Source organism: Nocardia vinacea (assembly GCF_035920345.1).
GTDB lineage: Bacteria > Actinomycetota > Actinomycetes > Mycobacteriales > Mycobacteriaceae > Nocardia > Nocardia vinacea_A.
Genome location: NZ_CP109149.1, coordinates 2944745 through 2963517, shown reverse-complemented (window position 1 = coordinate 2963517; position 18773 = coordinate 2944745). Strand labels below are relative to the sequence as shown.

Genomic DNA, 18773 nt, shown 5'->3' with positions numbered 1-18773 from the left:
TGTCACAGACACGACACCTCGCGATCGGAGACAGTCACGAAGGCGCCGGACCGCCGACCACGGTTTGCGCACCCGAGAGTTGTGATTTCTCAAAACATTTCGCTTGCCCTTTGCCTTCGCGACGATCGCCGTCGACTATGTTCCCAACGTCGGACCAAACTCTCTCCCGGAGGCAATACGTCGATGAGACAGGCCCTACGTAGACCGATTCGCGCAGTCGGCGCCGTGATTCGAACGATCGGCAAGCAGTCGCTGGCCATGACGATCGGTCTGCTGATGGTGCTGACGGCGGCGGCAGGCGCCGCCCACACCACACCTCTGTACCCCACCCCTGATCCCGATCCCTTTTACGCGACCCCGCCCGATCTGGCGGATAAGAAACCCGGTGATGTGATCGCGACGCGGGTGATGCCCCCGCTGGCGATCTTCCCGGATACCACCGTCACCGTCGTGCGCTTCCGTTCCACCAGCTCCGAAGGTCAGCCGATCGCGGCGACCACCACGGTGCTCACTCCGAAGGCACACGCCCCCGACGGCCCCCTGCTCTCCTATCAGCACATCATCAATGGCCTCGGCGCCGAGTGCTCGGTGTCGCGGGTGCTCTACACCGGCGATCCGAACCTCATCGTCCGAGAGGCGCCGGGCTGGAATGCGCTGCTCTCGCGCGGCTGGAGCGTCGCGCTGCCGGACCACCTCGGTCCGAATTTCGCCTACGGCGCGGCCAAATTGGGCGGCATGATCACCCTCGACGGTATCCGAGCGGTGAAGCAGGTCGCCGAATTGCAGGTGCAAAAGAGCCCGGTCTCGATGGTCGGGTACTCCGGCGGCGGCATGGCTACCGCATGGGCGGCCGCGCTGGCGCCCGAGTACGCGCCGGACGTGGAGATCGCCGGGGCCGCGATGGGCGGTGTGCCGATGAATCTGGTGACCATGCTGGAGACCCTCGGCCTCAACTCGCATCCGGTCTTCGGGCTCGCCCTTGCGGCCGGGCTCGGCCTGGAGCGGGAGTATCCCGACCGCTTCCCGCTCAGCGACCAACTCAACGAGCGCGGCCTCGTCGCACGGACTGCGATCGCCAATAGCTGCACCAATGACATCCTGGCCACGGGCGCGGGGCGCGGGGCACTGGACTTCGCGAAGTCGACCTCGATGATCAACGATGCCACCGCACGCGCGGTGGTCGAGGAGAACAGCCTCGAACTCTACGACGGTGTGCCGAAAACGCCGATCTTCGAATGGCATTCGCCGATCGACGGACTCATTCCCGTCGATGCGGTGGTGAATACCGATAAGCGCTGGTGCGCGGCCGGGGCGCGGGTGCAGTCCGAGCAGATCCCGGTACCCGACCATCTCACCGCCGCGGTCCTGGGCATTCCGACGGCGCTGAATTGGTTGGACGCGCGATTCCGAGGGGAGGTAGCGCCGAGCAACTGTTGAGAATGAGCACGAACTGGTGCGATCCGGCGGATGCCGGAGCACGACCGAGCCGGATCCGTGTTGCTGGACAAGCGGATTCGGCTCGGATTGTTGCGATTCGGCGACGTGACACACACAACTCGAGCACGGCGGGGTATCCGCGCGAGTTCCCTCGGTTAGCCTGACTTTCTGGCCTCGGCACTCAGGGGCATTTCGGGGTCGAAGGCACCATAAACCCGGGCGCCAGGGAACCCGACGTCGCACCCTGGGGCGTGTGCCAAATGAAGTGCCTGCGTGTCATCGTTTTCGTGCTGTTGCTCGTGTGTCCGGTCGCGATGGGGGAGGCGTCGGCCGAACCGCCGCCCGCTATTCCCGGCCTGCCCGCGTTGCCGATCCCAACCGATGCCGGTTCGATATTGCCGGATCTGCAGAAGTGGATCGATAGCGTCATCCCGCCGCCGCCGATCACTGTCGGGCCGCATCTGTCCGGTCCGGTGCAGGAGGCCACCACCCTGTCCTCGGCGCTAGCCGCCCTGCGCCAGGCCTCGGCGCCGAGCGCCATCGGTGATCCGACCTTCGACGCGTGGCCGGCGAATCTGGAAGATTACGCGCCCGGCGAGCTCGTGGAGGTGCGCGATGTCAGCGCGACGGCCGCGCCGCTGGTATTGGTGCCGATTCGGCAGGCGCTGCTGCTGAAATACCGCACCACCGATTCGCGCGACACGGCCTCGTATGCCACTGCGACATTGATCATTCCGGCCACCGCATGGCCTGGTCCGGGTAGCCGACCGGTCGTGGTGAACAACCTCCCGATCGATGCGCTGGGTCGGGACTGCACTCCCGGCTACACCTTCTCGCACGGTTGGTCACGCAATACCAGCATCACCGACTTCCTGCCGCCTACAACGCAATTGGCGGCATTGCGCGGATACGCGGTGCTGATTCCGGATCACGAGGGACCGTGGATGGCCTACGCGGAGCCCTATGTCGCCGGACATGCCGTGCTCGATGCCATCCGCGCGGTGCGCGGATTGCGCCCCGATGAATTCGGCGACAGCCGATTCGGTATGACCGGCTACTCCGGTGGCGCCATCGCCACCAAGGGGGCGGTGAAGCTGATCGACAGCTACGCTCCGGAATTGGCCGGATCGATCGTCGGTGCCGCGCTCGGCGGTGTGCCCGCCGACTACGAAATCCTCGGGCGCAGCATGAACGGCAACCTCGCCTCGGGGGTCTTCCTGGCCGCGACTTTCGGCGTCGGCCGGGAGCGCCCGGAGATCCTGGCCAGCATGAACAACCTGGCGCAGTGGGCGGCGACGTCACCGCTGAAAGACTTGTGCGGCAGTGTATTCGGTGCGGTCGGGTTGCTGATGCTGCCCATCGATATCGCCGCCAAGATCCCGGATCCGCTGCATTCCGAGGTCGCCACCGAGATCTACGACGTGACGCGCATGCCGGGCATGAAGTCCGCGACACCGCTCTACATCTACAACGGTGAGCAGGAATTCTGGATTCCGGCCGAGGGCGCGCGCAACCTCTACCAGGAGCAGTGCGGCCTCGGTGTCTCGGCGGTGTATCGCAGCGTCCTCGGTGAACACATCATCGCCGGCGGTGTCGGCTATCCGGAGGCGATGATCTGGCTGGATCAGCGCCTGCAGGGGGTGGCGGCGCCCGATGAATGTTGAGAGACTTATGGCAATGAGCTATTGGTGTTGCACCTGGTATCGGGGTCGCGATGTATGAAACGTGACGGTTTTGAGTGGATCCGAACAAGCTAGCGCGATGGTGGGGCGCCACTATCGGATGTCCGACCATTACGAGGTCGGACGGGAGAAAATTCGCGAATTCGCCCGTGCGGTTCGGGACTTCCACCCCGCGCACTGGCATGAGGACGCGGCATGGGAGCTCGGCTTCGATGGGCTCATCGCACCGCCCACGTTTTCCTCGATCATCTTGCTGCTGCTCCAGCGCAAGATGTTCGATTCGGTGCTGACCGGCTACGACATCAGCCAGGTGCTGCAGACCGAGCAGAGCATCCGGGCGCACCGGCCGCTCGTCGCCGGTGACCAACTGCGCTGCGACACCTATGTCGAATCGTTCCGGCAGTTCGGCGATATGGACTTCATGGTCATCCGGAATGTGTTCACCAACCAGTACAAGGAACTGCTGCAGACCGCGCACACCACCGTGGTGGCCCACACCGGCGCCGAGGTCGCCACCGAACTGGCTACCGCGGTCGACGGCGTCATCATGAGCGGCGAGGCGCTGCGCCAACGGCAGGACGCGACCCGGCGGCCGGAGCATGCGTTGGATGGCGGCATCGTCGAATGCTTCGACGAGGTGTTGCCCGAGGACGGTCTGGACGAGCCCCCGGTGCGGGTGCCGTGCGGCATCGCGTTCGACGAGCTGCAGGTCGGTACCGAACTGCCGACCCGCGTCGTCCCGCTCTCGCGCGGTGATCTGGTGAATTACGCTGGGGTATCCGGTGATTCGAATCCGATCCACTTCAGTGAGCATGTTGCGATCGCCGCGGGACTGCCCGGTGTGGTCTCGCACGGCCTGCTGACCATGGGTCTCGGCGCGAGCTATCTCACCGACTGGCTCGGCGATCCGGCCGCGATCGCCGAATACGGTGTGCGGTTCGCCGGATTCGCCCCGGTCTCGGCCACCCGGCAGTGCGAGGTCGAATTCCACGGCCGGGTCAAGGCGCTGGATCCGGATCGTCGCGCGGCGACCATCGCGCTCACGGCAGTCTCCGACGGGCGCAAGCTGTTCGGTCGGGCCAGCGCGGAGGTGCTGCTGCGCTGAACCGAAGCTGGGCCGCAGATATTGCGGAATGTACTTGCAGATGTACGAATACTTGTGGAAATAGGGCATTTTGGTTCTAGAGAGTTGCGGCTATTTCATGGCAGACTCATCGAATGCGTGCTTCGGAAGTGCGACATTCATTTTCCGGCAAGAACCCTGCTGCCGACGGTGGACCGACCGTGCTGCGGATGATGCTCGGCAGCCGGATGCGACGGTTGCGCGAGACCTGTGACATCTCCCGCGAGGATGCGGGCGAGGCGATCCGCGGTTCGCATTCCAAGATCAGCCGACTCGAATTGGGGCGCACCGGTTTCCGGGAACGCGATCTGCTCGATCTGCTTACGCTCTACGGTGTCACCGACCCGGAGGAGCGCGAGGAGTTCAGGGAGCTCGCGCGCCAGGCCAACGCCTCGGGCTGGTGGCATCGCGACAGCGATTGGTTGCCGAAGTGGTTCGACACCTATCTCGGACTCGAGCAGGCCGCCAAGCTGATCCGCGGCTACGAGCCGAGGGCGATACCCGAGCTGCTGCAGACCGCCGACTATGCACGGGCATTGCTGGCCCTGGCGCATCCGGCCGAATCGGCGGAGGCGATTGCGCGGCGGGTCGCGCTGCGGTTGCGCCGTCAAGAGATCTTGCGCCGCCCGCATCCACCGCAGCTGTGGCTGATCGTCGAGGAGGCGGCGTTGCGTCGGCCGATCGGCGGGTCGAGGGTGTGGCGGGCTCAGCTCGAATATTTGCTGCGCATCACCGAGGAGCCGCACGTCACCGTGCAGGTGCTGCCGGATCATGTCGGCGGTCCGGCGTTGGCCGACGGTGCGTTCACCATGTTGCGCTTCGCCGAAGCCGATCTTCCCGACATCGTTTATCTGCAGCAACTCACCAGTGCGCTGTATCTGGACAAGACCGCCGACCTCGACGCGTATCGCGCGGTGGCCAATCAACTATCGGTGCATGCCGCGCCACCGGAGTACACCCCGGGATTGCTGCGCGCCCTGTGCGAACGGCATCCGGAGACGCTCGATCACCCGGCCGCGCTGGGCGATTCGCGGTGATGCGCCGAAAACAATAAGCGGGACAATCGAACTCGGCGTGGTGCGGTGCCACGTCGGGTTCGTCAAGTGCGTACGGTGTGATGCCGGGTCTCATAGGATAGGAACCGCACAGGTCCCGTGGACGAAGGTGTTGACAATGACCGACGATGCTGCGCCGCCAACTCGGCTCGACCGGGAGATCGATCAGAGCAAACCGAGTATCGCCAGGGTCTATGACTATCTGCTCGGCGGTAAGGACAACTACCTCGTCGACCAGGAGATCGGTGATCACTTCAAGGTGAACCTGCCTGGTTCGGTGGCGATCGCCTTCACCAGCAGGCAGGCGCTGATCCGCGGGGTGCGCGACATGGCCCGGGCGGGCATGTGGCAGTTCATCGACTTCGGCAGCGGCCTGCCGACGGCCGACAATGTGCATCAGGTCGCGAAGCGGTACGCCGCCGACGCTCGGGTGGTCTACGTCGACAATGATCCGATTGTGCTCGCACACGGTCGCGCGCTGCTGGCTACCGATAAGAACACCACGGTGATCCAGGCCGACGCTCGCGATCCCAAATCGATCCGCGATCATCCGGATGTTGTGCGGCTGATCGATTTCGACCAGCCCGTCGGCGTCATCTTCAGTTCGATCCTGCACCACTTCAACGACGACGAGGATCCGGCTGCTGTGGTGCGCTTCTGGAACGACCAGATTCCTTCCGGCAGTCACGTATTGATCACGCACTTCCGATCCGGGCACAATCCGGAGACCACCGCGGCCGAACAGAAGCTGCAGGCCACCTTCGGCCGCGGCCGCTGGCGCGATACCGAGGAGATCCGCGTCCTCTTCGGCGACCTCGAAGTCCTCGAACCCGATATCGTCCCGTCGGCGCAGTGGCGGCCGGACGTGGCGGCCGGTGACGCAGCGTCGGTTGGCAGCTCCGGGCGCGAGCTCACCGTCTGGGAGCAGCTCATCGTCACCGGGCTGGCACGAAAGCCCTGATACGAATCACACCGAACTAATGTCCCGGTGGGACAATAGGGCGTAGACTGCCGATATGGGTATCGACGACGAAGTCGACCTCGACGGCCGTCGGCTGCGGACGCTCCGCAGTCGCGCGGCAATGTCGCGCGCCGCATTCGACCTGCTCAACGAGCGTGGGTTGGGTTCGGTGGCCGTCGAGGACATCGCGGAACGCGCCGGGGTCACCCGGCGGACCTTCAGTCGTCATTTCTCCTCCATCGAGGATGCCGTACTCGGTGAAATCGACCAGGACGTGCACCTGTTCAACGAGGCGCTGTGCCGCCGCCCCCTGGGCGAGTCGCCGCTGGTCGCCTACCGCAATGCCTTGCACGACTGGCTGGCCACCGAACACACCGGTGCGAAAGGGGCGCGCCTGGCTCGGCGCTGGGCGCTGTTCCAACTCTTCGAGGCGGAACCGACGCTGGCCGCGGGCTATCAGCGCATCCGTCTCGAGGGGCAGCGCGAATCCGTGCGGATCATCGCCGCCAGACTCGATGTCGATCCCGCGGTGGACCGGCGTCCGGAGGCAGCCGTCGCTGCCGGGACCGGCCTGCTCATCGCCGCACTACAGGTCTGGGGCGCGGGTTCGGACACCGATGGACTCCCCGATCTCGTCGACACATTCTTCGACACCCTTAACGGGCTGACAGCTGAATTCCAGAGCGAGGTGTCATCGTCATGACCGCAGCAACCGGGTCACCGTGCGTTGTCCGCCGCACCTGCCGCCGGGTCGGCTTGGATCGAAATCCGATGCGCCGCCGCGAGGATCGCCTGCAATTGGTGGTCGCCGCGGTGCTCACACTGTTGTTCCTGATCATCGCCCCGCTGCTGTCGATGGCGGTCGGCGGCCGGATCTACCAGACCGAAGACCGCATCGCGCGGGCCGAAGCGGCGCAGTTACACGAGGTCGACGCGACCGTGCTCGAGGTCGGCAAAGCGCCGCTCTACGCGCCCATCACCCCGGCTCGGGTGCAATGGCGCGACGCCGACGGTGTCACGCATACCAGCGACTACCAGGCCACCGGAGTGATGAAAGCCGGTGCCACGGTGAAGATTTGGCTCGACGGCACGGGCAAGGTCACCGAGCCGCCGTCGGACACCCGGGCACTGAGCAAGGCATTGCTGATCACCACCGGCATGGTCTTCGGGATCGCGGTCTGCTTCGGCTGCGGATACGCACTGCTGCGCCGCGCGCTCGATCGGCGCAGGGCCCGGTTGTGGGAGACCGAATGGGCCACGGTGGAACGCATTTGGGGCAACCACGGGACGCGTCCGGATCAGGCCTAGTTTTCAAGTGCGGCGCGCCCACTCGGAGTGGGTAGGGACACTCTCGGTGGGCACGCCGCGTACCCGGCCGTCGTGCGGCGAACACGGGTCGGGCACGGATGACGTTAGGGCAGAGCGGTATCGGGCCGCGCGACGAGCGAACGAACATCTGATATCACACCACCGATACCCGTTTGTGCTGTGACACAACACAAACGGGCCGACGACTAGACCGGGAAGAGGCTGTGCTTGCGCGGGTTGTGCTTCCTTACCGCGCCCTTCTCCCGCAGCAGGCGCAGCGCCCTGCGGATCTCCAGACGGGTCTGCGACGGTTCGACGACGGCGTCGATGTAGCCGCGTTCGGCCGCGGTCCACGGAGTGGCCACGGTGGCGTTGTAGAAGTCGATCATCTGCTGGCGCACGGTGGCGCGCTGGTCGGGCGGGGTCGCCTCCAGCTGCCTGCGGCCGATGATGCCGACCATGCTCTCGGCACCCATGACCGCGATCTGTGCCGTGGGCCAGGCCAGCGCCAGGTCCGCGCCCAGCGGTTTGCAGCCCATCACCGCATAGCCGCCGCCGTAGGCCTTGCGTGTCACGATCGAGACGATCGGCACCGTGGCCTCGATGACCGCGCGGAAGAACCGGCCGCCGCGCTTGATGACGCCGTTGCGTTCCTCTTCGAGACCGGGCAGCACACCCGGGGTGTCGACGACGAAGATCAGCGGCAGGCCGAAGGCGTCGCACAGCCGGATGAAATATGCCGCCTTATCCGAGCACAGTCCGTCCAGCGCGCCGCCGAGCACCTGCGGCTGATTGGCGACCACGCCCACACTGCGACCGTCGACCCTGGCGAATCCGGTGATCAGATTCGCGGCGGTACCAGCGCTGATCTCGTGGAAATCGCCGTCGTCGAAGATTCGCAGCAGCACCTCGTGCATGTCGTAACCGGACCGGTCGGAATCCGGAATGATCGAGTTCAGCTCGAGGTCGTGTTCCGTGGTTTCGGGCTCCAGTCCCGGATTCACCACCGGAGCCTGTTCGAGGCAGCTCGACGGCAGGTAGCTCAGATAGCTGCGGACCCAGTCGAAGGCGGCCTGCTCGTCGGCCGCGACATGGTGCACCGTGCCATTGGCCTGCAGGGCGGCAGCGCCACCGAGATCGTCGGCGCTGACCACCTCGCCCGTCACGCCCTTGATCACCTCCGGACCGGTGACGAACATGTACGACTTCTCGGTCGCGACCAGCACATCCATATTGACCGGGCCGTAGACCGAACCGGCCGCGCATTTGCCGAGCATGACCGCGACCATCGGCACGAAGCCGGACAGGTCCTCCTGGCGTCGGCACATCAGTGCGTACCAGGCCAGCGAGGTCACCGCCTCCTGGATGCGGGCGCCGCCGGAATCGTTGACAGACACCACCGGGCAGGCGTTCTCCTGCGCGAATTCCATTGCGGCGGCGACCTTTCGGCCGAACATCTCGCCGACCGAACCGCCGTGCACGGTCTGGTCGTGGGCGATGACGACGACCGGCCGGCCGTCGATGTAACCGCGGCCGGTCACCACACCGTCGCCGTACATGCCGTCGGTGCTGCCCGGTTGCCGCACCAGCGCGCCCATTTCCACGAAGGAGCCCTGGTCCAGCAGCATGCGCACGCGCTCGCGCGCACTCGGTATGCCCTTGTTCTTGCGTTTCGCGATGCCGGTCTCGCCAGCGGGTTCCTCGGCGAGCTCCAGGATGTCCCGGAGTTCCTCGAGCTTTTCTCGCGTGCCGCTCATATAGGGTGCCATCCTTCGAACTAGTCGCCTTGTACTGTCCGGATTCACCGAACGGTACAAGGCGCTCGATGCTATCGGGTGTAGGACCCGCAGCACAGGGACTCAACTTTAGTCATGGGACGGCTCACCGGTCCGCTGGGTGTGCCGTCCTCGGTGCCGTCGGTGGATCGTCGCCGGGCGTTACAGCCGTCGCACCGGGTGGCGCACCCGCGTCAGTGTCCCCGTGGAGCACCGGTCTCGCCGACTATATCCGGTCATCCGAATGACCGGAAATATTGGACCGAGAATCGCTCCGCTGCTTGTGATTTCGTCCAAGCTGGTCGTCGCGGTGTGATGACTTTCCTAATTACCGCACCAGGTATGCGATTTCGGTCCGAACGCCACTAGCCTTTCAAAGTCATGGTGGGCAAACAGGCTGGTTCGGGCAGAAAGAGCCTGGAATCGAAACTGGTCGAACATTTGACTTTTCAGGCCCGGCGCACGCAGCGCGGAGATCTCGGTACTATCACACGCACCTGCTTGGCGGAGGCTGCGCAAGTGCTGGAACCGCGGTTGGATCCGGCTGCCGAGCAGCCCGGGGTGATCACCGGATCGGCCGCGCGGTGGGCCCGCGAGGGGGTGGCGCTGGAAACTGTGCTGGACGCCTATCACGACGGTGTGCGCGCGGGGCTGGAATTCCTCGCCGAACAGGCAGCGGACGAGGAGGCCGATCAGGTGGCGGCCGCGGCCGGATTGATCGTGCGCGTGCTGGAAATGGTGACGACGGCGACGTCCACGGCCTATCTGGACGAACATCGCCAGGTCGCCCGCGAACAGCAGACCGCCGCGCAGACTCTGGTATCGGCGCTGCTCAGCGGGCACGGCGTCGCACGGCTGGCCGGGCGCGCCGGTGTCAGCGTCGCCGCGTCTTATCAGGTCGTCGCCCTCGCGATTCCCGCACATCCGGACGAGCGAAGACGCGGTCCAGGCGCGCCATCCGCGGCCCGCCGTAAGTTGCGCCGGGTCCAGGCGGCACTGGCGATGCCGCTCGGTTCCCGGGCACTGTCGCTGCTGTCCGACGAGGGCGGCACGGTCCTGGTGCCGATCGACGAGGTATCCGCCATTGCACCACTCGCCCTCACTCCGGAGGTACTCGAGCTGGTCAGCGAGGCTGCCGAGGTACCGCTGACCGCAGTGGTGGCCTCCGGGGAGACCGCTCGGATTCCCGAACTGGCAGGCTCGGCACAGGAACGGCTCGCCCGACTCCTCGCCGAAGGCCGGGCGCCAGGGCTCTATCGGCTGGCCGATCTGCCGGGTTGTGACGGTTTCCAGCCAAATCGTCGAGCTGTCGTCACCTCGCCCAATGATCGACGAATCACCCGTTCGGCCTGAACAGGCCAGCTTATCGTCGATTCAGGGGTGAACAGAGGAGCACGTGTGACGACCGCGTTGACCGATCTCGACATTCTGCGCGAACTGGAGCCCGTCGCCGAACGTCATCTCGACGAGCATCTGCGCAAGGCCAAGGCATGGCACCCGCACGATTATGTGCCGTGGGACGACGGCCGGAATTTCGCCGCCATGGGCGGCATCGATTGGGATCCGGAGCAATCTCGGCTGTCGCAGGTCGCGCGCACCGCCATGGTGACCAACCTGCTCACCGAGGACAATCTGCCGTCCTATCACCGGGAGATCTCGGAGTCGTTCTCACTGGACGGTGTCTGGGGCACCTGGGTCGGGCGCTGGACCGCGGAGGAAAACCGGCATGCGATCGTCATGCGCGATTATCTGGTGGTCACTCGCGCGGTGGATCCGGTGGCACTGGAACAGGCCAGAATGGCGCATATGACGACGGGTGTCGCGAAGCCGGAGAAGGGGGCGCAGTTCCTGCGTTCGGTCGCATATGTAACATTGCAGGAACTGGCGACCAGAATAAGTCACAGAAATACCGGCGCCGCCTGTAATGAGCCCATCGCCGAGCGTATGCTGCAACGGATTGCCGCCGACGAGAACCTGCATATGATCTTCTACCGCAACCTCAGCGCCGCCGCCCTCGACCTCGCACCCGACGAGGCCATGCGTGCGGTCACCGATATCGTCACGCGGTTCCAGATGCCCGGACTCACCCAGCCCAACTTCCGGCGAAATGCGGTGGTACTGGCCAAGAACGGCATCTACGACTTGCGCCAGCATCTGGATGTCGTGTTGCGGCCGGTGTTGCGCGCCTGGAATGTCTTCGAGCGCACCGATCTGTCCGACGACGGCGAACGCGCCCGCGACGAGCTCGGCGCATACCTCGATGAATTGGCCGTCAAGGCAACACGTTTCGAGGAGCAGCGCGACCGGGCCGCGGCCAGACAGGCAGAGCGATCCGCCGTCGTACCATGAGTCTTCGAGCACCGATCACTGCGGCGGCGATGGCCCTCATCGCCGCGCTGGCGGGCGTGCCTGCCCTCGCGGATCCGCCCGCCGTCGATCCGGCCATGACGCGGACCGGAACGATCAGCATCGAGACGGTCGGGCCGCGGCACGAACGTTTCGCCATCGCCTCGGCCGCCATGCGTCGGGTCATTACGGTGGATGTGTTGCGCGGCAGCGGTTCCGGACCGCATCCGTTGCTGTATCTGCTCGATGGCGTCGACGGCGAGGCGGTCTCGGGGTGGCTGACCAAGGGGCGTGCGGCGGAGTTCTTCGCGGATAAACCGGTCGATGTGGTGTTGACCAGCGGCGGCACCGGGAGCATGTACAGCGACTGGTTGCGACGCGACGCCACCCTCGGGGTCAACCGCTGGGAAACCTTTCTCACCGCCGAGCTGCCGCCGATTATCGAGTCGTATCTGAAAACCGATGGGCGGCGGGCGATCGCGGGTGTATCGATGGGTGCACAGGCGGCCATGATGCTGGCCCAGCGGAATCCGGGGCGTTACCGTGCGGTCGCGGGAATGAGTGGATGTTATTCCACCGCAGACGATCTCGGTCGGGCGGTCACCACGATCACCGTCGCGTCGCGCGGTGGCAATGTCGAAAATCTCTGGGGCCCACCCGGATCGCCGGAGTGGAGTGCGCACGACAGCCTGCTCGGCGCACCGCAGCTGCGCGGCACCTCGATCTACCTGGCCGCGGCGACCGGTCTGCCGACCGATGCCGACCTCGTCGCGGTATCGCGTGCGTCCGACCTCGGTGAAGCCTTGAAGACGGCGGGCGGGGGCCTGGCCCTCGAGGCCGGTGCGCGCTCGTGCACCGAACGCTTCGCGGCACGACTGGCCGAGCTGAATATCCCGGCCACCGTCGACTACGCTCCGACGGGTATGCACACCTGGCCCGATTTCGAGGCCCAACTGCCGAGGGCTTGGCGCGTGCTCGCCCCGGCGCTCGGCCTTCCGGACCCGCACTGATTCACGCGGCAATCCTGAGCTGGTGCGGATTGCTTCGGCGTTCGTTCGGTTATATGCCCGAGGAACGCGGGCTGTATCCGAAGCAGCCGGTGCTCGATCAGCTCGTCTATCTCGCGCGGCTGCGCGGACAATGCGCCGCCGGAGCCGAGCGGCATGCGGCCGAACTGCGGGACCGATTGGCCCGCGGGATCGCGGGAAAGGTGTAGTCGGCTCTCGGCCGATGCCGCCACCGATGCATGGTGATCGCTTGACCAGCTGCGCCTAGGGGCACGGATCAGGTTCGGGGGCCGGTGATTTCGAGTTCTCGGAGGGTGGGGTGGGGGATTGGGGTGGTGAGTTCCAGGCGGATGTAGCGGGTTGAGAGTGGGGTGGGGAGGGTGCCCGTGGTTGGGTCGGGGGTGATCGGGGTCCAGGTGTGGTTGTCGGGGGAGGCGGTGAATGTGGTTGGGGTGGGGGCGGCCCAGTGCGGGACGATTCGGGCGATGTGGGTTTCCTGTCCCAGGTCGACGGTGAGGCTGGCGGTGGGGGTGTTGGGGGACCAGCTGGTGGCGGGAGTGCCGTCTACGGCGGCTTCGGCGTATTTGCCGGGTTCGTCGGAGCTGGTGGTGACCGGTTTGCAGCGGGCTAGGTTGTCGGTGGGGGTCCGGTCGGGGCGGCGGGTCGGGACGGTCAGTGCGCTGTCGAGGCGGTGGGTTTCGGTATCGGTTCGGACCTGTAGCGGTTGGCCGTCGGTCAAGGTGAGTTCGGTTTCGTCGGGGCCGATGGTGGCGTCGAAAGTTCGGCCCTGCCAGTGGATTCCACGGATGGTGAGGCCGTCGGGTAGTTCGGGCGGAAGGGTTGGGGCGATCCGGATTTCGTCGGTCTCGAAGCGCAGGCCGAGTAGGCCGTTGGTGAAGGTCTGCAGGAAGCCGCCTGCCGCGGTGACGAATGTGAAGGCGGGCGCACCGGCGAGCGGGTCCTTCGCTCCGACCTTGGCGCCGCGGGCCTCGGTGAACTGGCCGAAGGGGGCGCGGACGAACGGGCGCGCGGCACGCTCGAGGAAGGTGTCGGTGGCGCAGCCGGGGACGCCGATTGTGGCCGCGTCGATGGCGTGCACCGAATCTGTCATCGCGGGACCGTCGGGATCGGTTCGCTCCGAATAGTATTCGAGCACATTGGCCGCCACATCCGGCGGCATCGGCCAGTCCAGGGGATAGATCAGCAGCACGGTGTCCGCCTGTTTGATGGGAGTGCCTGTATAGCCGTCGAATTGGACGAAGATCCGTTGGTTGCGATCGAACGGCATGCGCAGCCCATCGGCGATCGCGGTCCACTCGGGCCGGTGCGGTACGCCCAGAATCTCGGCCGCGCGGGTGGCATTGCGCAGGGCGAGGGCGGCGACAGCATTGGTGTAGACCGCGTCGTTCACCCCGTTGCTGTACTCGTCGGGACCCGCGACATTGCGAATCGAGTAGCTGCCGTCGTCGTTGCGCGTCACCCGCGAGGCCCAGAATTCGGCGAGCGCGCGCAGCACGGGCCAGCCGCGTTCGCGCAGGTAGCCGGTATCGCCGGTGGCCGCGTAGTACTGCCAGGCCGCCAAGGACGCATCGCCTTGCAGATGGATCTGCGTCAGGCAGTGCGGCGGATCCCAGCTGTGGCATTCGTCGAGATCGCCACGGCTCGCACTGGTCCACGGATAGAAGGCGCCGCGGTAGCCGAGCCGCTGGGCGTTCGCCTGGGCGGCGGACAATGTCCGAAAGCGGTAGTCCACCACGGATTTCGCCAATTCCGGTGCGAACTGCAACAACCCGGGGAACATCCAGATATCCGCATCCCAGAACACCGCGCCCCCGTAGTTGTCGCTACTGAGCCCGACGGGCGAAATGCTGTTGTCCTGTTGGGAGTTCGTGCTCGAATACAGCGAATACAGCGCACCGCGCGTCCAGGTCTGCACATCGGGTTGACCGGGAACCTCGATATCACCGCGCCACCGCGCCCGCCAGGCCGCGGATGTTTCGGCGAGCAGGTTCGCCCACCCCGTCCACACGGCCCGCTGTGCCGACTCGAACGCGGTCGCCGCCGGATCAGGAGACGTACGGGTGGTATCGACCCCGACGAACTTCGTCAACTGATACGTGCCTCCGTCGCGCACCGGAAACCGAACATCCTGGCGCGCACTGAGATCGCGGCCCGGTGGCATCGGCTGAATCGCGTTCGAAGCGATACCCGCTCCCGGCCGCAGCACGGAGACGATCTCGCCGCCGACATCGGTGCCGTCGGTACGGAATCCGACCCGAATGGTGTCATCATCGCGAGCGCCCACCTCGGACTGGCTGACCCGTCGCGCCCCGGCGCCGTCGACGAGATCGGAGACGACCATCTCGCCCGACCAATGCGGCATCACCGTGACGTGCACCGCGCCGACATGCTGATCCACCTGGTCGGTGAGCACGTCGTAGACCAGATCGGTGGCCTTGCCATCGGGGGCGCTCCAGGTCAGCCGGGTCCGCACCAGTCCACAGCGCAGGTGCAGTGTTTGCGTGAAGTTCGAGATCTGAGCAGCGGGTGTGGCCGGCGAATAGGTGTGCTCGCCGACACCGACCAGCAATCCGGACCAGTTCGGAATGGCCGCGGCGACCTCGCGGTTGTCGGCCACACCCGGCGTGTGCGCATAGAGGCCGGCGACGAAAGCGCCATCGTATGCGGGCGTGTAGAGCGGCCAGCCGGTTGGCTCATCGGTCGCCGTGTATCCCATGCCGCGCGGTGGCACACGCAATCCGAGATAGCCGTTCCCGACGAACGGATGTGCATCGATCGGCACGTCCACCTCATCGTTCGACAGCGCCCAGCCGGGAGCCGACGCCGATGGATCATCCGGACATGCACCACTCGCAACTCGATCGGTGTGATGCACCGCGACCAGCACCGCTGTTGCCGCCAACATGATGACCGCCGCTAGCGCGATACCCAACAGAATGGCGGTGCGACGGCTCACACGTCGGAATAACTGGCCGATCCGGGACATTCGCGCCTCCACGTCGAGCTCGACGTTCGTGCCGAGCCGCGATACGCGTCGACGACCGCAGGACCGGCTACCGGGTTACGCAGGTGTGATTTCCATTGTTCCATCCACAACGATCCGCGCCGTGGAATGCGGCGGGGCCCGGGGTGTTGACACTGATATGACTTCAGGACTCGATGAGGTGCGGTTTTCGATTCTGGATCGTTCGCGCGTCCGACGCGGACAGAGCCATCCGGAGGCACTCCGGGAGACCGTGGAGTTCGCGCGCCTGGCCGAGGATTGGGGATATCACCGGTTCTGGGTGTCGGAGCACCATAGTGTGCCCGGCGTCGCGGGCTCGGCTCCAACCGTGCTGGCCGCGGCTGCCGCTGCGGTGACTTCGCGGATCCGAATCGGGACCGGCGGGGTGATGCTGCCGAACCATCAACCATTGGTCGTTGCCGAGCAATTCGGTGTCCTGGAATCGCTGTACCCGGGGCGGATCGATATGGGACTCGGGCGCTCGGTGGGTTTCACCGATGGGGTGCGACGGGCGCTCGGACACGGCAAGAGCGATGCCGACGATTTCGATCAGCAGCTCACCGATGTTCTCGAATACTTCACGCGCGGCAAGTCGGGTGTGCACGCTTGGCCTGCGGAGGGGTTGCGGGTACCCGCATTCCTGCTGGCGACCGGCTCCGGTGCGGAGCGGGCTGCGCGTTTCGGCTTGCCGCTGGTCATCGCCTCGATCGGCGGACCGGACCGCATGGTCGAGGCGATAGACCGCTATCGCGTGCACTTTCGCCCGACGCCATGGGGATCCGAACCGTATGTCGTCGTATCCGGTGCGGTGGTGATCGCCGATTCGACCGAGGAAGCGCATCGGCTGTTGCTGCCCGAGGCGTGGTCGAGCGCGTATTCCCGTACGCGCGGTGAGTTTCCGGTGCTGATTCCGCCCGCGGAGATCGAATCCATGACGATGACCGACCGGGGACGCCGGATCTTCGACGAGTCGCTGCGCGACCATATCCACGGCACCGAGGACGAGGTCGCGGAGGCATTGGAAGCCTTGGTCGCACGCACCGGTGCGGACGAAATCCTGGTCCACACCAGCACTTACGACCGCGCCGCGCGGCTGGACTCACATCGCAGACTCGCGCAGCTGCGCTTGTCCACCCCGCCGGCTGCCGTCCCCGGGCCGGGACTTCAATCCCGCTCCGGGAACAGGACTTCCGCGGCGGCGTAGCCGAAAAGCCTACGGCCGTGCGACCTTGCATCCAGCGCGACCGTGGCCATGCGGCGACGCGGATCGAGTGAGGTTATCCGACCACGGAATTCGATGGCGCTGGCCTGTAGCGGCGGAATATGCAGATAGTGCGTGTAATGCGCGAACTGGGCGCGGAATCGGGTGGCAGCCGCCGGATCACCGAGCCAGCCACCGAGGTAGCCGGCGGCCAGGCCGAGTTTGAGCATGCCGGGGGCGACGACGGTCGGCAGACCGGTCGCGTTGGCGGCCTGCTCACTGAACAGCACCGGATTGGTATCACCGGTTACCCCGGCATAGTTGACCAGATCACCGCGCGACAGATGTACCACCCGGGCCGGCAACTCCGTACCGACCGAAAGTGATTCGAAATCGACCGTGGTGCGCGGTATGCGGGGCGAGATCGGTGCCACGATACCGTCGCCCTCGCCCGGAACAATGACGCCGGGCATACCCGGCGCATCGGGGGAGTGCATGGCGATCCGGCCGACCCGCTCCGCCGATCCCGCGCCCTCGGGCCCGGTGCGCGCCAGCAGAGCCGTCGACCCGGTCTGCACCACTTCGCCGTGCTGATCGGTCAATACGCTCTTGACCGCGAGCACGTCGTAATCGGCGAAATGCCGGAATGATTCGAAATAGACATCACAGGTGATCCGGTCGCCGGCGACCAGCGGCCTGCCGATATCGAGCACCTGGTCCGCGTGCAGAATCCGGTGCGAATCGTAGCCGGTGATGAGGGTATCGAGTATTTCGCGGTGGACCCGGAGCAGGATTATCGAGGAGAATGTGGGAGGGGCGATCAAACCGTCGAAGCCGAGCTGCGCGGCCGCCGCCTCATTCCAGTGTGCGGGGTGGAAATCCTGTATCGCGCGGGCGAATTCACGGATCTTTTCCCGTCCGACCTCGTAGGTGGTGGCGGATCGATATCGATGGTCGAGTAATGCGCGGGCACGGTCGGCTGGGTCGGCAGCGGCATCGACGGCGCTGTTGTTCATATTCGCTCCTGTGTTGCGGGATGTGGTGCGGCTCAGGATCTGGGCCCGAACTCCCAAACGAGCGGCGGTACCTTTTCGGGAGTGACCGTGGCGACGACGGCTACTCCGGCATCGCCGAAAAGGGCTGCGGCCCGGTCGATATGGTCGGCGGAGGTCACCACCACGGCGTCGCGCATGCCGATATCGTGCATGATCCGAGCCGAACGTTCGGCATTCTGGGCGGTTGACACCGCCTCGGCCTCGATATGGACGCGCTCGGCCGGAATGCCGTGTCCGATAAGCCAATCCGCCATCACCCGCGCCTCGGTGACTCCATTGCGCGGATTGCCGCCGGTCACGATGATCGGCGACAGGGGAGCCAGCAGGGCCTGCAGATACCCGGCGTGCAGTCGACTGATCAACTCCGGTCGCATTTCGCCGTCGGGGAGCAGTCCGTACCCGAGCACCACGATCGCGGTCTGCGGTCCGCGGAAGCCGAGCGGCTGTGCCGACGGTCCGGGTTCGGTTGGCGGCCAACCGAACAGCATCCCCTGCGGCCGCTCGGCCGAGCTTCCCGCATCCGCGACCGCGGGCGGGCTGTGCAGCAATGCCGCCGCCACCGTCGCGGCGCCGAGCAGGATCCCCGCGGTCATCCGCGCGGTGCCGCGGCCGAAGCGGACGGTGGATTCGATCGGATCGAACATGGCGGCTCCACTCATTAGCCGTCGGGTGGCCGACGACGGCGGGAAAACGTGGAACCATGGTCGTCCCAAATGTTCCGAATTCCTCGTGATCCGTTGGTGATCTGGATAATTCACCGAATTGGATCGCGCGAATTGTGGCCGATACTGCGGCACC

Annotated in this window: 15 protein-coding genes and 1 pseudogene; 12 read left to right on the top strand and 4 right to left on the bottom strand. The window is 65.7% G+C overall.

Annotation, left to right across the window (positions count from 1 at the left end):
* Positions 1-258 precede the first annotated feature (258 nt).
* From OIE68_RS13615 to OIE68_RS13585, 7 genes are all read left to right on the top strand, one after another.
* Positions 259-1437, top strand: a complete 1179-nt coding sequence (locus OIE68_RS13615; protein ID WP_327101659.1) for a lipase family protein — start codon at positions 259-261, stop codon at positions 1435-1437.
* Positions 1438-1697: 260 nt separating this feature from the next.
* Positions 1698-3101, top strand: a complete 1404-nt coding sequence (locus OIE68_RS13610; RefSeq protein ID WP_327099744.1) for a lipase family protein — start codon at positions 1698-1700, stop codon at positions 3099-3101.
* A gap of 97 nt (positions 3102-3198) precedes the next feature.
* Positions 3199-4224, top strand: coding sequence for a fused (3R)-hydroxyacyl-ACP dehydratase subunits HadA/HadB (locus tag OIE68_RS13605; protein WP_327099743.1), 1026 nt, complete (start codon positions 3199-3201; stop codon positions 4222-4224).
* A 113-nt stretch (positions 4225-4337) separates the two neighbouring features.
* Positions 4338-5279 carry a helix-turn-helix transcriptional regulator gene (locus tag OIE68_RS13600; RefSeq protein ID WP_327099742.1) on the top strand — a complete coding sequence of 314 codons (942 nt, stop codon included), beginning with the start codon at positions 4338-4340 and terminating at the stop codon, positions 5277-5279.
* A gap of 136 nt (positions 5280-5415) precedes the next feature.
* Complete coding sequence (locus tag OIE68_RS13595; RefSeq protein WP_327099741.1) at positions 5416-6258, top strand: SAM-dependent methyltransferase; 843 nt, start codon at positions 5416-5418, stop codon at positions 6256-6258.
* A 55-nt stretch (positions 6259-6313) separates the two neighbouring features.
* Positions 6314-6961, top strand: a complete 648-nt coding sequence (locus tag OIE68_RS13590; RefSeq protein WP_327099740.1) for a helix-turn-helix domain-containing protein — start codon at positions 6314-6316, stop codon at positions 6959-6961.
* On the top strand, positions 6958-7566 hold the full coding sequence (locus tag OIE68_RS13585; RefSeq protein WP_327099739.1) for a hypothetical protein: 609 nt from the start codon (positions 6958-6960) through the stop codon (positions 7564-7566). Before OIE68_RS13590 ends, OIE68_RS13585 begins: the two co-directional genes overlap by 4 nt.
* Positions 7567-7772: 206 nt before the next feature.
* Here the strand turns inward: OIE68_RS13585 and OIE68_RS13580 are convergent, their stop codons facing one another.
* Complete coding sequence (locus OIE68_RS13580; protein WP_327099738.1) at positions 7773-9323, bottom strand: acyl-CoA carboxylase subunit beta; 1551 nt, start codon at positions 9321-9323, stop codon at positions 7773-7775.
* 537 nt (positions 9324-9860) lie between these two features.
* Between OIE68_RS13580 and OIE68_RS13575 the strand changes: the two genes are divergently transcribed.
* The 4 genes and pseudogenes from OIE68_RS13575 to OIE68_RS13560 all read left to right on the top strand — a co-directional run.
* A complete protein-coding gene (locus tag OIE68_RS13575) occupies positions 9861-10694 on the top strand; it encodes a transcriptional regulator (protein WP_327099737.1) in 834 nt (277 codons plus the stop codon).
* Between the two features lie 45 nt (positions 10695-10739).
* Positions 10740-11690, top strand: a complete 951-nt coding sequence (locus OIE68_RS13570) for an acyl-ACP desaturase (RefSeq protein ID WP_327099736.1) — start codon at positions 10740-10742, stop codon at positions 11688-11690.
* Entirely contained in the window at positions 11687-12697 is a 1011-nt protein-coding gene (locus OIE68_RS13565) for an alpha/beta hydrolase family protein (protein WP_327099735.1), read from the top strand. The genes OIE68_RS13570 and OIE68_RS13565 overlap by 4 nt, the downstream gene beginning before the upstream one ends.
* Before the next feature lie 32 nt (positions 12698-12729).
* Positions 12730-12876, top strand: a pseudogene (locus OIE68_RS13560) (ABC transporter ATP-binding protein); the annotation flags it as partial.
* Positions 12877-12971: 95 nt separating this feature from the next.
* Here OIE68_RS13560 and OIE68_RS13555 read toward each other — a convergent pair.
* Complete coding sequence (locus OIE68_RS13555) at positions 12972-15701, bottom strand: discoidin domain-containing protein (RefSeq protein WP_327099734.1); 2730 nt, start codon at positions 15699-15701, stop codon at positions 12972-12974.
* A 157-nt stretch (positions 15702-15858) separates the two neighbouring features.
* Between OIE68_RS13555 and OIE68_RS13550 the strand changes: the two genes are divergently transcribed.
* Positions 15859-16923, top strand: a complete 1065-nt coding sequence (locus OIE68_RS13550) for an LLM class flavin-dependent oxidoreductase (protein WP_327099733.1) — start codon at positions 15859-15861, stop codon at positions 16921-16923.
* Here OIE68_RS13550 and OIE68_RS13545 read toward each other — a convergent pair.
* Positions 16884-17936 carry a fused (3R)-hydroxyacyl-ACP dehydratase subunits HadA/HadB gene (locus OIE68_RS13545; RefSeq protein WP_327099732.1) on the bottom strand — a complete coding sequence of 351 codons (1053 nt, stop codon included), beginning with the start codon at positions 17934-17936 and terminating at the stop codon, positions 16884-16886. The genes OIE68_RS13550 and OIE68_RS13545 overlap by 40 nt on opposite strands.
* 32 nt (positions 17937-17968) lie before the next feature.
* Positions 17969-18619: a YdcF family protein gene (locus tag OIE68_RS13540; protein ID WP_327099731.1), complete on the bottom strand. Its 651-nt coding sequence runs from the start codon at positions 18617-18619 to the stop codon at positions 17969-17971.
* Positions 18620-18773 lie beyond the last annotated feature (154 nt).

What these genes read in the sequence shown, in the direction of transcription:
- OIE68_RS13615 (WP_327101659.1), top strand. Translation starts at nt 259, where the DNA reads ATGACGATCGGTCTGCTGATGGTGCTGACGGCGGCGGCAGGCGCCGCC.
- OIE68_RS13610 (WP_327099744.1), top strand. Translation starts at nt 1,698, where the DNA reads ATGAAGTGCCTGCGTGTCATCGTTTTCGTGCTGTTGCTCGTGTGTCCG.
- OIE68_RS13605 (WP_327099743.1), top strand. Translation starts at nt 3,199, where the DNA reads ATGGTGGGGCGCCACTATCGGATGTCCGACCATTACGAGGTCGGACGG.
- OIE68_RS13600 (WP_327099742.1), top strand. Translation starts at nt 4,338, where the DNA reads ATGCGTGCTTCGGAAGTGCGACATTCATTTTCCGGCAAGAACCCTGCT.
- OIE68_RS13595 (WP_327099741.1), top strand. Translation starts at nt 5,416, where the DNA reads ATGACCGACGATGCTGCGCCGCCAACTCGGCTCGACCGGGAGATCGAT.
- OIE68_RS13590 (WP_327099740.1), top strand. Translation starts at nt 6,314, where the DNA reads ATGGGTATCGACGACGAAGTCGACCTCGACGGCCGTCGGCTGCGGACG.
- OIE68_RS13585 (WP_327099739.1), top strand. Translation starts at nt 6,958, where the DNA reads ATGACCGCAGCAACCGGGTCACCGTGCGTTGTCCGCCGCACCTGCCGC.
- OIE68_RS13580 (WP_327099738.1), bottom strand. Translation starts at nt 9,323, where the DNA reads ATGAGCGGCACGCGAGAAAAGCTCGAGGAACTCCGGGACATCCTGGAG.
- OIE68_RS13565 (WP_327099735.1), top strand. Translation starts at nt 11,687, where the DNA reads ATGAGTCTTCGAGCACCGATCACTGCGGCGGCGATGGCCCTCATCGCC.
- OIE68_RS13555 (WP_327099734.1), bottom strand. Translation starts at nt 15,701, where the DNA reads ATGTCCCGGATCGGCCAGTTATTCCGACGTGTGAGCCGTCGCACCGCC.
- OIE68_RS13550 (WP_327099733.1), top strand. Translation starts at nt 15,859, where the DNA reads ATGACTTCAGGACTCGATGAGGTGCGGTTTTCGATTCTGGATCGTTCG.
- OIE68_RS13545 (WP_327099732.1), bottom strand. Translation starts at nt 17,936, where the DNA reads ATGAACAACAGCGCCGTCGATGCCGCTGCCGACCCAGCCGACCGTGCC.
- OIE68_RS13540 (WP_327099731.1), bottom strand. Translation starts at nt 18,619, where the DNA reads ATGTTCGATCCGATCGAATCCACCGTCCGCTTCGGCCGCGGCACCGCG.